Consider the following 13,971-nt stretch of genomic DNA (forward strand, 5'->3'; position numbering starts at 1 on the left):
ACGTCTATACAACTAAAAAAATACTGTAATTTAAAGGAGATAAATTATCATGGAAAAAATCTTTAAAGTAACTAGCGACTCAGGAATTCATGCTCGTCCAGCAACTCTACTTGTAAACACTGCAAGCAAATTCGGTTCTGACATTAACTTAGAGTATAACGGAAAGAACGTTAACTTAAAATCAATCATGGGCGTAATGTCTTTAGGTATTCAACAAAACGCAGAAATTAAAATCACTGCAAATGGTGATGATGCAGCTCAAGCACTAGCAGCTATCGAAGAAACTATGAAAAACGAAGGATTAGGAGAATAATGACTCTTAACATTCAAGGGATCGCTGCATCAAGTGGGATTGCTATTGCAAAGGCTTTCAGACTTGAAAATCCTGAATTTAACATCGAAAAGAAATCAATTACAAACGAAGCTGCAGAAATTGCACGCTTAGACGCTGCGCTTGAGAAAGCAAAAACTGAATTAGAAGCTATTAAAGACCACGCATTTGCTGAGCTAGGTGCTGACAAAGCTGCGATCTTTGAAGCACATTTATTAGTGTTAAATGATCCAGAACTAGTAAACCCAGTAAAAGATAAAGTGAATAGCGAAAAAGTAAATGCTGAATTTGCAATGGATGAAGTTGCATCAATGTTTATTTCTATGTTTGAAAACATGGATAACGAATATATGAAAGAACGTGCTGCAGACATTCGTGACGTAACAAAACGCGTTCTTGCACATTTACTAGGAATTAACTTCTCAAATCCTGGTACAATTTCTGAAGAGGTAATCATCATTGCTGAAGATTTAACACCATCTGATACAGCTCAGTTAAACCGTAAGTATGCAAAAGGTTTCACTACTGATATCGGTGGACGTACATCTCACTCTGCAATTATGGCTCGTTCTATGGAAATTCCAGCTGTTGTTGGTACAAAAGTTGTTATGGAGAAAATCCAAAACGGCGATATCGTTATCATTGACGGTTTAGATGGAGAAGTAATTGTAAACCCATCAGAAGAAACTCTTCGTTCGTTTGAAGAAAAGAAAGCGAAATTTGAAGAGCAAAAAACTGAATGGGCAAAATTAAAAGACCAAGCTACTGTAACAAGTGATGGACATCACGTTGAGCTTGTTGCAAATATCGGAACACCAAATGATGTACAAGGTATTATCGATAATGGTGGAGAAGGCGTTGGTTTATACCGTACAGAATTCTTATACATGGGCCGTGACAATCTTCCAACAGAAGAAGAGCAGTTCGAAGCGTATAAAGCAGTTCTTGAAGGTGTAAAAGAAGGTCAACCAGTCGTTGTTCGTACACTTGACATCGGTGGAGATAAAGAGCTTCCATACTTACATTTACCAAAAGAAATGAACCCATTCTTAGGATACCGTGCAATTCGCTTATGTCTTGATGAGCAAGATGTGTTCCGTACACAACTTCGTGCATTACTTCGTGCTAGCGTATACGGCAACTTAAAAATTATGTTCCCAATGATTGCAACTCTTGATGAGTTCCGTCAAGCGAAAGCGATTTTATTAGAAGAGAAAGCGAAACTTGTAGAAGCGGGTACAACTGTTTCTGATTCTATTGAAGTTGGTATGATGGTTGAAATCCCAGCTTCAGCAGTATTAGCAGATCAATTCGCGAAAGAAGTTGATTTCTTCTCTATCGGAACGAATGATTTAATCCAATACACAATGGCTGCAGACCGTATGAACGAACAAGTATCATACTTATACCAACCATATAACCCATCTATTTTACGTCTTGTAAAAATGGTTATCGATGCTGCTCATAAAGAAGGCAAATGGGCTGGCATGTGTGGTGAGATGGCGGGAGATTCACTTGCTATCCCATTATTATTAGGATTAGGTTTAGATGAGTTCAGTATGAGTGCAACATCTATTCTTCCTGCAAGAACACAACTAAGCAAGTTGTCAAAAGCAGAAATGGAAACATTAGCAGAAAAAGCATTATTGATGTCAACTGCTGAAGAAGTTGTTGAACTAGTTAAAAGCATATAATTAATAAAAAAACCTGAGTCGATTTGAAATCGGTCTCAGGTTTTTTCTATGAGAAAAGTAAATCTTGTTTTCTTACTATAGAGGATAAGACACAGAACTAGATAGCGATAGCAACGATATCAGTTGGGCATACACGTAAAATACCATTAAAAGTATTACGTTGACGGTTCTTATCATCTTTGTTGTCGTCTTTATTATCTTTATCATTATTGTTACGAGCTAAAGCGGAGAAAAGAGCAACACCGTTAGCGAAACCTTCAAAAATTACATCGTTGAAAGATCCGATACCTTTAATGCTTAAAAGAGAAAGCTCTGTTCCAACTGAAATGCTAGCAAGTACGTTACATACAGCTGGTTGTTGTGGTTTTACCTCTCTCTCTTTCTCGCGATGGTCACGATGGTCGCACTCTCTTTCACGATGATGACAGTCTCTAAAGTTATCACAGCATCCAAATGATCCAAACATAATCCTCATCACCCCCTTCACACTTATAATCTATGTAAGTTCGGTAGTTAGTGACTGGACAGAGAGTGGAATTTTTTCTAGGGGATTTTCTCATTTTAAATGACTAGCTGGGTGTTTAGTATGGAATGATGTTTAAAATAGGGGTAATATAACAAAAAAATGTAAAAACCACCAAAATAAACGAAATGGGTAGCCTTTACACTTTTTTACTTTTATATAAAACGACGATATATACAGGAAGAGCTAGGAGTAGTGGTACGATGGATCGTGCAGTATGTTTTTCTGATTCTAATTGAAATGCTTCTTCTTTTGGGAATTGTAAAATGGAGATGTTTGCGGCATCACCAATAAAATATAGAAGCAGTACAGTTACTATGTAACATAAAAGTGCGATCAAGCTTCCGTATGAACTCAATGAAAATCCCTCTCTTGTTATCTATTTGTTATCATTGTATCACAATTGTAATAAAAACACACGGGTATATTTCAATACCTTAACAAAATTCGACACAAAACGTCACGTTTATTTATGATAAAGGAATAGAATATACTTTTCTATAAGTATAAATGTCGAATGATTTGTAGTAATATTACAAAAGTATGACAGGAAATAAAAAACGAAGGTAATGTAGTTACCTTCGTTTTTTATTATTTTGCCCACTCACTCACTTGCTCTACGCTCATACGTGGTGCAGGGTGACCTTTTAAAGTTGATTCACCAATTGTAATAAGCATAATTGGAACGTAACGAGATGAAACGTTAAATTCGTCTGTCAGTGCTTGTGGATTGAAGCCACCAATAGCACAAGTATCCCAACCAGTTGCTTTAGCTGCAAGCATAAGTTGCATTGCTGCTAAAGATGCATTTGAAAAGGCAGCATCTCTCGGGAATTGTTCACGAGCATATGCAGATTCAATATTTTTAGCTAAGCGTTCTTTTGCTTCTTCTTTCATAAATCCTTGTTCTACAATTGGACCATATACTGGCTCAACATTTTTATAAGCTTCTAAATCACCTAAAATAGCGACTACTGCAGAAGCATCAAGAATTTGTTGTTGGTTATAAGCTATTGGGTGTAATCGTTTTTGTACATCTTCACCTTGAAAAACAAGGAATTTCCAGTGTTGTAAGTTCCAAGCGGAAGGTGCCTGTGCTGCGGCTTTTAAAATCTCATGCAATTCTGTAGATGAGATTTCTTTATTTGGGTTGAATGCACGTGTAGATGTGCGTTCATATAAAACGTTAAAAAAGTTGTCGTTTGTCATTATATATCCTCCAAATTGTATATAAAATTATCAAGAAAACGCAATGTATATTACTTACATTTTGTAAGTTGTCGAATTTAAGAATATAATATCTTTATTTTAATTGTCAAGTTTTAAGAAATAAGCTAGGGCATTCATACAAACGATATAATTCCTATAATCATACACTAAAAAAGGAATTTATAGAGTGAAAAGGGAAGATAACATTCTCAATTAGCTTGTTAATATGTATCTCTCGCAAATTAAAGTTTATTAGAGAACAGTCTTTTAAAAATGTTTGTGAGGAATTCAGTAGAACAAGATATATGAAGTGAGTGAAGACTAGTGATGAACATACTACATTTTTTATTAGAGAATACGGTTTTCCAAAATGTGTTACAAGATTTGCAGTTAAATGTCCTTTATATAGAAAATGGATGTAAGCATCAACAAACGATAGAAAATATCCATCCAAAATGTATGTTTATAGCAAATAATTTTGAAGAGGGCGAACTATTATTTCAAAGAACGAAACCGCACATTATAATTATGTATGTAACAGATTATTCTCAAATCAAATATATAAAGAATATGTATACCCCGCAAAGTACATTCATTGTCATTTGGGATCAACAAATAACAAAAGAATTTACAGATGTACTTGCATTAGGAATACGTAATATTGTAATAGCCCCTGTAACTCCACAAGCAGTATTAGAAGAAGTGAATAAGAGTTTGTATCAACTTTCTTTAGTAAGGCAAGTTAGTTTGCAACAGGAACTGCTTCAAACGATGTTTGATTTTCAAAATGATTTATTATTTATAGTAGAAGATGATGAAATTGTTGATTGTAATACAAATTTTTTAACTTTTTTCGGATATGAAAATTTGTTTGCCTATCGTGAGCAACATTTAGTATTTGCTGAACATTTTATTAGAGAAAATGGATACTACTCGACGACGCATGATATAACATGGCTAGACGATACTTTATCAAGTGGTAGAAGAATTAAGATGTCAAATTATGAAGGGGAATTATCTACTTTTCTATTACGTGCGACACCATTGCCAGAAGATTTATCAAGATTTATTGTAAAATGTACGGAAATTACAGAATTAGATGAAATCTATCAAGAACAAGAAAGACTTGCTATGGTAGATTCATTGACAGAGATTTATAATCGTTTAAAGTTTCAACAAATACTAGAGGTAGAGTGGGAAAAGGTAATACGTAGTGATGAGAAAATAGCAATCATTTTATTTGATATAGATAATTTTAAAACAGTTAATGACACATATGGTCATGATTTTGGTGATTTGGCATTAATACAACTTGCAGAGCTTATGAAATCTAAAGTGGAGCAGCAACACGTATTTGCAAGATGGGGAGGAGAAGAATTCATTATATTAGTGACAAATACAGTAGAAAAGGAAGCATTTCAAGTTGCGGAGTCATTACGATTCTTCATTGAAACAAAGCAATTCACTGGAATTTCGAAGCTAACAGCTAGCTTTGGAGTTGCGTTATATGAACAAGGAACTACAAGAGAAGAATTAATGCAACGAGCGGACATTGCTTTATATGAAGCGAAAAAAAATGGAAAGAATCAAGTATGTGTGTACAGAAAAGAAAAAATGTAATTTTTCGCAACAAATTGTTGCGATTTTTTTTTATTGTTTGATAATAGAATAGGGGGACAATTTTTAGCGAAGGAATTATGGAGGATCGACATGATAAAAAAAGTAATGATAATGGCTTCACTGTCTGCTATAGTTGGCGGCGGAGTATACTATTTTCTTGTTAGCCCCAATATAAAGGAAAACACAGTATTAACAACTAAGGTGAATCCTACTATTGAACCAGAAGTGCAAGGGAATATAGAAGAAAAAGAAGAGCAACAAATTGATTATGCTAGCATATCTCAAAAATTAGATCAATATTTAGTCGGAAAGCAATTTAATGGAACAGTTTTGGTAACAGATAAAGAGCATGTTATATTGAATAAAGGATATGGGTATGCTGATGTTCAAAATAAAATAGAAAATACGCCTCAAACAAAATATCGTATCGGTTCTATTACGAAAACAGTTGTTGCCACATCTATTTTACAGTTGCAAGAACAAGGTAAATTGAATATTCAAGATAATGTAAATAAATATATTCCTTCATTTCCGGAGAATAAAAATATTACACTATATCATTTGTTAACCCATACCTCTGGTTTACCTGAACACGCAAAAGGCAATGTTAATGCTGCTTCCCGTTTACAGTTAATTAATTGGATCGGACGTCAAAATTTAGAATTTCCTGCAGGAACAGGTTGGAGATATACAGATTATAATTATATGGTTCTTGCTTATATAATAGAACATATCTCGAAAAAACCTTTAGGAGATTACATAAAAGAAAACATATTTGTAAAAGCAGATATGCATGAATCCGGTATGGGAAATATGGTACCTGGCGATAAAAATTTTACAAAGGGTTATGTGAAAAAAAATCAAGAGCTTGTACCAGCGCAGAAGTTAGGCATGGATTGGCTATATGGTTGTGGTGAGATGTATACGACAGTTGGAGATATGAAGAAGTTAGACGAAGCAATTATAAATGGAAAACTTCTTTCTGAACAAAGTATACAAGCAATGTTTTCACCTTCAGCAGAACGGAAATATGCATTTAGTTTTTATATATATGCAGATTATTTTCATAATCATGGTGTATTATCTGGTTGGAACACTTTCAATAATTTTAATAAAGAAAAAGGAATTTTTGTTATGTTATTTTCAAATGTAAAAAATAGTATGGATGATGACTTTAATAAAGAGTTCCGAAAGATGGTAAATGATTTATTAGAACAAAGGGGATGAGAAAATGGAACATAAAACTTTATCAATAGGTTTCATTGGTATTGGCGTAATGGGAAAAAGTATGGTTTATCACTTAATGCAAGATGGTCATAAAGTATATGTATATAATAGAACGAAAGCAAAAACAGATTCTTTAGTGCAAGATGGTGCACAATGGTGTGATACGCCAAAAGAGTTAGTGAAGCAAGTTGATATTGTAATGACAATGGTTGGATATCCACATGATGTAGAAGAAGTGTATTTTGGTATAGAAGGAATTATAGAACATGCAAAAGAAGGTACGATAGCAATTGACTTTACGACATCTACACCTACTTTAGCAAAACGTATTAATGAAGTTGCAAAAAGCAAAAATATATATACGTTAGATGCACCTGTCTCAGGAGGAGATGTTGGTGCGAAAGAAGCAAAACTCGCAATTATGGTAGGTGGAGAGAAAGAAATATATGATAGATGCTTACTTTTACTTGAAAAGTTAGGAACAAACATTCAATTACAAGGACCAGCTGGGAGTGGACAACATACAAAAATGTGCAATCAAATTGCGATTGCTTCCAATATGATTGGAGTATGTGAGGCTGTTGCTTACGCGAAGAAGGCTGGATTGAATCCAGATAAAGTGTTAGAGAGTATTTCAACAGGGGCAGCAGGTAGTTGGTCATTAAGTAATTTAGCTCCTCGAATGTTAAAAGGAGACTTTGAGCCAGGATTTTATGTAAAGCATTTTATGAAAGATATGAAGATTGCTTTAGAGGAAGCAGAAAAATTACAATTACCAGTCCCAGGCTTAAGTTTGGCGAAAGAATTGTATGAAGAGTTAATTAAGGATGGCGAAGAAAATAGTGGAACACAAGTATTATATAAAAAATATATAAGGGGGTAAACGAGGTGGACCTTCAAAAGTTTGATGAGATGATTGATACTGTACAGCGAGCTACTTGTATGCAAATTAATGAAAAACAAAAAGAAGCTTTTAAACAAAAATATGATTTTGAACCAGACTTTGAATATGGAAGAGATGAGAAGGGGCATTATGTAATTCGAACCTCTAAAAAGATGTTAGAAGAAATGGAGTTTTATTTGGCATTGAAATATGATCGTGATGGAGTGGATCTTTATATGCAAGCTGAGATTGACGGTATATTTCATGTATCTGTTAGCTATGGTGAAGATGCCCTACATCTACAAGAATTGTTTCAATTTCTAGAAGAAAATAAATAAAAGTCCTCATTTGAGGACTTTTATTTATTTAGTCATTATAAGTTAGAAGCTCGGCGACATCGTTCAACTGGGAATGGGATAATTTGTGCGATGTGATTAGGACCAAATTGTTTTGTACGAGCATGGCGTATTATATAAAAAGCACACAGAATTGAAACAGGAATAGCGCCGAATAAACCAAATAATAAAGCGCTTACACAAGATGCGACAAATCCTAAAACACCAATTTCTAACTCTTCCATAATAGCTCCTAAAATAACAGGAAATGCCCCACATGTAACTCCAAGTATAAGTGCGATAAGTAAGCTCATGATTATCCCCCTCTGTTTGCGATATTATTTTCCTTCTTAGTTAATTGTAGTATATCACATGCAAAACAGAATTTTCAGAAAAATTTCAATAAATGTTCAATAAATGTTCAAAAAATACACTTGAAAAATCAAGGCGTTAAATTTGTGATGAAATGGTACTTTTGAGTAAATAAAAAATCAGGCTTATTTCAAAAGTGAAATAAGCCTGTTCCATAGGAGGATGTATATATGTAGAGTGAATAAAAGTTTGGAAAAGGGGATCCAAGTCCTTTTATTCAACTAACTACCTTAATAGATTGGAACCCAGCCTTCAGTTGTCACAAAAATACGAATAGCTACAACTTGACGATCATCTTGCAAGGTAAAATAATGTCTTGCATTTTCAGGAACAGATATGAGATCGCCTGGCTCAAGTTCAACATCAAAGAATTTCCCATCTTTGCCTTCAATAGCGAAAATGCCATGACCACTGACGATAAAGCGGACTTCGTCGTCTGTATGATGATGCTCTTTTTGGAAATTAATTAATAATTCGTCAAGGTTAGGTGTGCTATTTGAAAGTGAAATTACATCATGTGCTTTATAACCTCGACTTGCTGAAACATCAGCGATTTCTTTTGAAAAAACAGCTAATATTTCAGCTTTGTTTTCATCTGTTAAAGAATAATTTTCATTTAAATGAGTAGGAAGTTTAGAAATATTCCATTTCTCATATAAAACGCCTTCCTCTTGTAGAAATTTAGATACTTCCACTTCATTTTCAATACGAGTATTTACTTCATGAATACGAATTTGCGCCATTAGAAACGCCTCCTTGAATTGATAGTAGTTTTATATGAAATTGGAATAAAAACTCATAAGCTTCTAATCTCTTCTTTGCATCAAAGCTATCTCGGCCCCATACGGTAATACCGTGGTTACGGATTAATACCGCTCCCGAATCACCTTGTATATGCTTTCGAAAGTTTTCTCCAAGCGTTGGGATATGGGCATGGTTTTCGATAATAGGAATGTGAATTGTTGCACCTTCTTCCCAAATATCGAGAGCTTTAATAATTTCTTGATTTTGAAGGGTAACTGCATCACTATATAAATTTGTGATGACATTATTATCAGTTGTATGAACATGAAGTACGCACCCGGCATTCGTATTGTTATAAATATGTGTATGCAATATTGTTTCTGCTGAAGGGCGTAATTCAGTCTCTAAAACAGGAACTCCTACATGATCTACTAATAGAAAATCATCTGGAGTGGTTTTTGTTTTATCTTTACCGCTTGCTGTAATGAGAAAAGTAAGTGGCTCATGACTAACTTTTATAGAAATATTACCACTTGTTGCTGGGAACCAATTTCGAGTTGTTAATTCTTTTTTTATCTCGCTTAAGTCATACCATTGACGAAAAAGTTGTTTCATGATTTCACCTCCAACAAATGTTTTAATTCATTTTGAATATCATGGAATGTTTCAAACGGTGTATAAGCAATATAATTCTCTGCACACTTTGTAATAAGGAAGTCACGAGCAAATACTTTATCTGCTTGTTTCGCAGCTTGTAAATCAGTAATTGAATCTCCAATCACAATATGGAAGTCATTCGTATCACTCAATTTACGGATGAGAGATGATTTACATAATCCGCAATGATTTTGACAATGATGATCACAAGGATGAGGCCAATTCACCGTAATGTATTCATTTGAAAAATCTGTTTCATTACAGTAAATTTGCTCTTTTGGAATGAGTCCTTGTAAGAGTGGATAGACGAAGAAATCCATTCCACCTGATATAACGTAAAAAGAAATGTTATTTTCATTTACAAATTGTATAAATTCATGAAAACCATTACGAAGTTCAGCAGTTTCTATTAAAAATTGAATAATTTCATCGTGCAGATGAGTAGGTATTAATCGAAATAATTGAGAAACACCTTCTTGAATAGATAGCTCTTGTGATAAAATTCTATTCTTTACTTCTTCAGCTTCTGGTGGTGCGAATTTTTCCATAATGGACATAATGTTATCATTATTTGTAATCGTGCCATCGAAATCACAAAATACTTGAATACTCATAATTTCACCTCATGAGAGGGATTTCCCCATATTTGTAGTGCACTATGCAAATTTATGTCATCTACTTCATGGAGTGGTTTATTTTGCAAAGTAGCCTCAATTGCAGTACGGAATGCTTTACCACCGCCTTGCGCTCCATTTGGATGTCCATGTATCCCGCCGCCAGCATTAATAACAACATCTTTACCGAAATCTCGTACAATAAAGGGAACGAAACCAGGGTGAATACCAGCAGACGGAACAGAAAAGCTCTTCTTGAAAAATGCATCGTCTTCAGTTAAATATTTTGAGATAGCAAGAGCTTCCTCTTTTTCTAGCGCAACACTTCCGTATGGAGATGGGAATAATGAAAAGTCAGCCCCAGCATAGCGTAGTAGCTTTCCGAGTAATAATGGAGATGAAATTCCATATAACTTAGATGCTGAATAAGCACCACTTACAGCAGGGTGTGCCATAATAGGAACTGGGATTTCATCATCTTCTGCAAGTGATTGTAGTACATCTAGTCCGTAAGCAAATACGTTAAATAATAGAATATCAGCTCCAGCTTGCACTGCACGTTTCGCATTTTCTTTTAAATCAAAAGTTCGTCCTGTTAAATTTACGGCATATAACGTTTTATGTCCGTATGTTTCATATACGGATTGTAAAACTTCTTTTCCAGATACAATGCGTTTCGTAAGTGGTGTTAATGCATTTTCAAATAATATTTCATCATCTTTTACTATATCTACACCACCAATTGCTTGATCGCGTAATTGCGTTTTTAAATACCCAATATTTCGTCCAATCATTCCTTTAAAAATACTCATTAAAAGGGGACGATCATGCACTTGTAAAAGATTTCGAATACCATCTATCCCGAATTTTGGCCCAGGAAAATGTTTTTTTAACTCGTCTGAAAAAGTTAAGTCAATTAATTTTACTTCGCCATCAAGGGATAGCTTTCCAAATGTAGTCGTTAAAATTGCTGGTAAATCTGGACTGAAGTTTAATAACGGATATTCGATTTTAATAATTCCGCGTTTTACTTTTTTACGTAAATACGAATTTGTATGTTCATGTTCAGCTAATTCCACAATATGAATGACGTTGCCTTTATGTTGCTTTAATTGTTCTTGCAATAATTGTGGCAAATGAGTCCAAGAGCCAATTGTTAAACCAAGTGCAATTTGCTCAGCCTTTTTTTCTAAGTTATGTGAATCATCATGGATTAAATACGTCGCTATAATTCCGCTCATTGTTATAACCTCCTAGTTAAATAAAAAAACCTCTCAGCTAAGGAGAGGTTTTTTACAACCAGCTCCTTATCTGTCAGCGTAATGCTGCGAGAATTAGCACCGTGTCTACAATTGTAGATCGGTTGCCGGGTTTCGTCGGGCTCGTCCCTCCACCTGCTCTTGATAAGAAGTATTTAGAAATGTTTAAATTTTTAAGATAACTGAATTTTGTCAGATATTTTTCATGTTGTCAATTACTTTTTGAAAAAATTTAATTTATCAATTCGATTAATGGCTTCCCGTAATCTATCTTCTGTATGCAAGAGACCAACACGGATATACCCTTCGCCATGTTCACCAAATCCAACACCAGGAGCAACTGCAACATGTGCTTTTTCTAGTAAAATATCAGCAAATTGCTCAGAGGTATATCCTTTTGGAACAGGAAGCCATGCAAAGAATGACCCTGTTGGAATGTCTACATTCCAACCAATTGATTGACAAGCCGAAATAAGAGCGTTTCGTCGAGATTCGTAACTATTTACAAGGTCTATTACGCAAGACTGTGAACTTAATAGTGCTTCGCGGGCAGCATCTTGAACTGCACCAAAAATACTAACATACATATGATCTTGTAATAAGTTAATGGTTTCAATGACACTTTCATTCCCTACTGCAAAAGCAATACGCCATCCAGCCATATTGAAAGTTTTCGATAGAGTGTAGATTTCAATACCTGTATTTTTAGCACCGTCTGCTTGCAAGAAACTAACAGGTTTTTGACCATCGAATCCAATCGCACCGTAAGCAAAATCATGAACCACTAGTATATTATGTTTATTAGCAAAATGAATAGTTGCATCAAAAAAATCTTTTGATGCAGTAGCACCTGTAGGATTATTTGGATAGTTTAAAAACATTAATTTTGCACGCTCGGCAATAGAGTTATTAATTTTTGTGTAATCTGGTAAAAAGTTATTTTCTGCAATAAGCGGCATTGTTTCAAATTGTGCTTTTGCTAAAGCAACTCCTGATAAATAATCTGGATAGCCTGGATCTGGAACGAGAATCGAATCACCAGGGTTTGTAAAACAAACTGGTAATTCTACTAATCCAGCCTTTCCACCAAACAATATAGCAACTTCAGTTTTCGGATTTACTACTACATCATATTCACGTTGATAGAATGTTGCCACGGCTTCTTTTAAACTTTCATGTCCGCGAAATGGCGGATATTTATGATGAATGGTCTTTTCTGCAGCATCTTGTAAAGCTTTTACGATATGCTGCGGTGTTGGTTGATCTGGATTACCTTGACCTAGATTAATAACATCGTGACCAGCTGCAACGAATTTGTTAACTTTTGCAACAAGTGAAGCGAAAAATTGTGTTGGCAATGATGTTACTATCTCAGAAGGTTGAAATAATTTCATACTTTCCACCTCTTTTGAAAGTTGTTACAATTCTAGTGACAAATGATATAATCTTTCCAGTATTTTGTAAAGAGAAAAATAAGAATGGGGCTGAAAAAATGAAAGTCGCATGTATTCAAATGGATATTGTTTTTGGAGATGTAGAAAAAAATATTGAGAATGCTAAAAATAAAATAAGCGAAGCGATGAAGGAGAGACCGGATGTTATTGTCTTACCAGAATTATGGACAACAGGATATGATTTAGCAAGACTTTCTGAAATTGCAGATAGGGATGGATTGGAAACGAAAGAAAAGTTGAAAGAATGGTCGAAACAATATGGTGTACATATTGTTGGTGGTTCCATAGCGAAGCAAACAGAGCAAGGTGTTACAAATACAATGTATGTGGTAAACAAGGAAGGAGAACTAGTCAATGAATATAGTAAAGTGCATTTATTTCAGCTTATGGATGAACATAAATATTTAATCGCTGGAAATAGTACAGGTGAATTTAAGTTAGATGATGTAGAGTGCGCCGGCACAATTTGTTATGACATTCGTTTTCCAGAGTGGATGCGCGTTCATACTGCAAAAGGTTCAAAAGTTTTATTTGTTGTAGCAGAATGGCCATTAGTTCGTTTAGCACATTGGCGTTTGCTATTGCAAGCAAGAGCAGTTGAAAATCAATGTTATGTTGTTGCCTGTAATAGGGCAGGAAAGGATCCGAATAATGAGTTTGCCGGTCATTCTTTAATTGTCGATCCTTGGGGCGAGGTTGTTGTAGAAGCAAATGAAGAAGAATCAATTTTATTTGGAGAGCTTGTATTCGAGAAAATTAAAGAAGTACGTAAAGGAATTCCAGTTTTTGCGGATCGTCGTCCAGAATTATACAAATAAAATGTTGACAAGTGATTTTTATTCTTGGTATAGTCTTCAACATAAAGTTAAAAATTCAAAAAATTATACAACTCTTATCAAGAGCAGGTGGAGGGATTTGGCCCGATGAAGCCCAGCAACCGACCGTAATACCATTGTGAAATGGGGCGTTTATTACGCCAAAAGGCACGGTGCTAATTCCAGCAGAAAGTAAAACTTTCTGGCAGATAAGAGGGGAGAAGATAAACTTCA

The 13,971-nt window shown here is 34.7% G+C and carries 16 protein-coding genes and 2 riboswitches; of the genes, 7 read left to right on the forward strand and 9 right to left on the reverse strand.

Annotated features, from left to right (window positions below):
• Window positions 1–49: 49 nt before the first annotated feature.
• Window positions 50–313, forward strand: coding sequence for a phosphocarrier protein HPr (ptsH, locus tag ASE54_RS06225; RefSeq protein WP_000411080.1), 264 nt, complete (start codon window positions 50–52; stop codon window positions 311–313).
• Window positions 313–2,025 carry a phosphoenolpyruvate--protein phosphotransferase gene (gene ptsP, locus ASE54_RS06230; protein ID WP_000174215.1) on the forward strand — a complete coding sequence of 571 codons (1,713 nt, stop codon included), beginning with the start codon at window positions 313–315 and terminating at the stop codon, window positions 2,023–2,025. The genes ptsH and ptsP overlap by 1 nt, the downstream gene beginning before the upstream one ends.
• A gap of 97 nt (window positions 2,026–2,122) precedes the next feature.
• On the opposite strand, the gene ASE54_RS06235 is transcribed toward ptsP, so the two are convergent.
• The 3 genes from ASE54_RS06235 to ASE54_RS06245 all read right to left on the reverse strand — a co-directional run bounded on the left by ASE54_RS06235 (window position 2,123) and on the right by ASE54_RS06245 (window position 3,757).
• Window positions 2,123–2,491, reverse strand: coding sequence for a DUF3915 domain-containing protein (locus ASE54_RS06235; protein WP_000468031.1), 369 nt, complete (start codon window positions 2,489–2,491; stop codon window positions 2,123–2,125).
• Window positions 2,492–2,687: 196 nt separating this feature from the next.
• Window positions 2,688–2,906: a hypothetical protein gene (locus tag ASE54_RS06240; RefSeq protein ID WP_000100494.1), complete on the reverse strand. Its 219-nt coding sequence runs from the start codon at window positions 2,904–2,906 to the stop codon at window positions 2,688–2,690.
• A gap of 233 nt (window positions 2,907–3,139) precedes the next feature.
• Window positions 3,140–3,757 (reverse strand): nitroreductase family protein, encoded by a 618-nt coding sequence (locus ASE54_RS06245; protein WP_000180387.1) that lies wholly within the window; start codon window positions 3,755–3,757, stop codon window positions 3,140–3,142.
• A 327-nt stretch (window positions 3,758–4,084) separates the two neighbouring features.
• On the opposite strand from ASE54_RS06245, the gene ASE54_RS06250 reads away from it, so the two are divergent.
• The 4 genes from ASE54_RS06250 (at window position 4,085) to ASE54_RS06265 (ending at window position 7,825) form a co-directional block, all read left to right on the forward strand.
• Window positions 4,085–5,377, forward strand: coding sequence for a GGDEF domain-containing protein (locus ASE54_RS06250; protein ID WP_001023181.1), 1,293 nt, complete (start codon window positions 4,085–4,087; stop codon window positions 5,375–5,377).
• A 90-nt stretch (window positions 5,378–5,467) separates the two neighbouring features.
• Window positions 5,468–6,604, forward strand: a complete 1,137-nt coding sequence (locus tag ASE54_RS06255) for a serine hydrolase domain-containing protein (protein ID WP_000592892.1) — start codon at window positions 5,468–5,470, stop codon at window positions 6,602–6,604.
• A gap of 4 nt (window positions 6,605–6,608) precedes the next feature.
• A complete protein-coding gene (locus tag ASE54_RS06260; protein ID WP_000400435.1) occupies window positions 6,609–7,487 on the forward strand; it encodes an NAD(P)-dependent oxidoreductase in 879 nt (292 codons plus the stop codon).
• Between the two features lie 5 nt (window positions 7,488–7,492).
• Complete coding sequence (locus ASE54_RS06265) at window positions 7,493–7,825, forward strand: DUF3909 family protein (RefSeq protein ID WP_000365617.1); 333 nt, start codon at window positions 7,493–7,495, stop codon at window positions 7,823–7,825.
• Window positions 7,826–7,860: 35 nt separating this feature from the next.
• Here the strand turns inward: ASE54_RS06265 and ASE54_RS06270 are convergent, their stop codons facing one another.
• The 6 genes from ASE54_RS06270 to ASE54_RS06295 form a co-directional block, all read right to left on the reverse strand.
• A complete protein-coding gene (locus ASE54_RS06270; RefSeq protein WP_000054659.1) occupies window positions 7,861–8,136 on the reverse strand; it encodes a hypothetical protein in 276 nt (91 codons plus the stop codon).
• 288 nt (window positions 8,137–8,424) lie between these two features.
• Window positions 8,425–8,937: a cupin domain-containing protein gene (locus ASE54_RS06275; RefSeq protein ID WP_000057322.1), complete on the reverse strand. Its 513-nt coding sequence runs from the start codon at window positions 8,935–8,937 to the stop codon at window positions 8,425–8,427.
• Entirely contained in the window at window positions 8,915–9,553 is a 639-nt protein-coding gene (locus ASE54_RS06280; RefSeq protein ID WP_000811341.1) for a methylthioribulose 1-phosphate dehydratase, read from the reverse strand. Before ASE54_RS06280 ends, ASE54_RS06275 begins: the two co-directional genes overlap by 23 nt.
• Window positions 9,550–10,209 carry a 2-hydroxy-3-keto-5-methylthiopentenyl-1-phosphate phosphatase gene (mtnX, locus tag ASE54_RS06285; protein ID WP_000027488.1) on the reverse strand — a complete coding sequence of 220 codons (660 nt, stop codon included), beginning with the start codon at window positions 10,207–10,209 and terminating at the stop codon, window positions 9,550–9,552. The genes ASE54_RS06280 and mtnX overlap by 4 nt, the downstream gene beginning before the upstream one ends.
• Entirely contained in the window at window positions 10,206–11,450 is a 1,245-nt protein-coding gene (mtnW, locus tag ASE54_RS06290) for a 2,3-diketo-5-methylthiopentyl-1-phosphate enolase (RefSeq protein WP_000014207.1), read from the reverse strand. The genes mtnX and mtnW overlap by 4 nt, the downstream gene beginning before the upstream one ends.
• A gap of 63 nt (window positions 11,451–11,513) precedes the next feature.
• Window positions 11,514–11,619, reverse strand: a riboswitch (SAM riboswitch).
• 64 nt (window positions 11,620–11,683) lie between these two features.
• Window positions 11,684–12,862, reverse strand: a complete 1,179-nt coding sequence (locus ASE54_RS06295; protein WP_000765506.1) for a pyridoxal phosphate-dependent aminotransferase — start codon at window positions 12,860–12,862, stop codon at window positions 11,684–11,686.
• A 14-nt stretch (window positions 12,863–12,876) separates the two neighbouring features.
• On the opposite strand from ASE54_RS06295, the gene ASE54_RS06300 reads away from it, so the two are divergent.
• Window positions 12,877–13,740, forward strand: coding sequence for a carbon-nitrogen family hydrolase (locus ASE54_RS06300; RefSeq protein WP_002162505.1), 864 nt, complete (start codon window positions 12,877–12,879; stop codon window positions 13,738–13,740).
• 71 nt (window positions 13,741–13,811) lie between these two features.
• Window positions 13,812–13,953, forward strand: a riboswitch (SAM riboswitch).
• Window positions 13,954–13,971 lie beyond the last annotated feature (18 nt).

Origin of the sequence: Bacillus sp. Root131 (genome assembly GCF_001429475.1) — a bacterium.
In the GTDB taxonomy this organism is placed as follows: Bacteria; Bacillota; Bacilli; order Bacillales; family Bacillaceae_G; genus Bacillus_A; species Bacillus_A thuringiensis_S.

Excerpts from the sequence above, each read along its gene's own strand:
- ASE54_RS06245 (WP_000180387.1), bottom strand. The coding sequence starts at position 3,757 with ATGACAAACGACAACTTTTTTAACGTTTTATATGAACGCACATCTACA.
- mtnX (WP_000027488.1), bottom strand. The coding sequence starts at position 10,209 with ATGAGTATTCAAGTATTTTGTGATTTCGATGGCACGATTACAAATAAT.
- ASE54_RS06275 (WP_000057322.1), bottom strand. The coding sequence starts at position 8,937 with ATGGCGCAAATTCGTATTCATGAAGTAAATACTCGTATTGAAAATGAA.
- ASE54_RS06295 (WP_000765506.1), bottom strand. The coding sequence starts at position 12,862 with ATGAAATTATTTCAACCTTCTGAGATAGTAACATCATTGCCAACACAA.
- ASE54_RS06260 (WP_000400435.1), top strand. The coding sequence starts at position 6,609 with ATGGAACATAAAACTTTATCAATAGGTTTCATTGGTATTGGCGTAATG.
- ptsH (WP_000411080.1), top strand. The coding sequence starts at position 50 with ATGGAAAAAATCTTTAAAGTAACTAGCGACTCAGGAATTCATGCTCGT.
- ASE54_RS06250 (WP_001023181.1), top strand. The coding sequence starts at position 4,085 with ATGAACATACTACATTTTTTATTAGAGAATACGGTTTTCCAAAATGTG.
- ASE54_RS06255 (WP_000592892.1), top strand. The coding sequence starts at position 5,468 with ATGATAAAAAAAGTAATGATAATGGCTTCACTGTCTGCTATAGTTGGC.
- ASE54_RS06235 (WP_000468031.1), bottom strand. The coding sequence starts at position 2,491 with ATGTTTGGATCATTTGGATGCTGTGATAACTTTAGAGACTGTCATCAT.
- ASE54_RS06270 (WP_000054659.1), bottom strand. The coding sequence starts at position 8,136 with ATGAGCTTACTTATCGCACTTATACTTGGAGTTACATGTGGGGCATTT.
- ASE54_RS06280 (WP_000811341.1), bottom strand. The coding sequence starts at position 9,553 with ATGAAACAACTTTTTCGTCAATGGTATGACTTAAGCGAGATAAAAAAA.
- mtnW (WP_000014207.1), bottom strand. The coding sequence starts at position 11,450 with ATGAGCGGAATTATAGCGACGTATTTAATCCATGATGATTCACATAAC.
- ptsP (WP_000174215.1), top strand. The coding sequence starts at position 313 with ATGACTCTTAACATTCAAGGGATCGCTGCATCAAGTGGGATTGCTATT.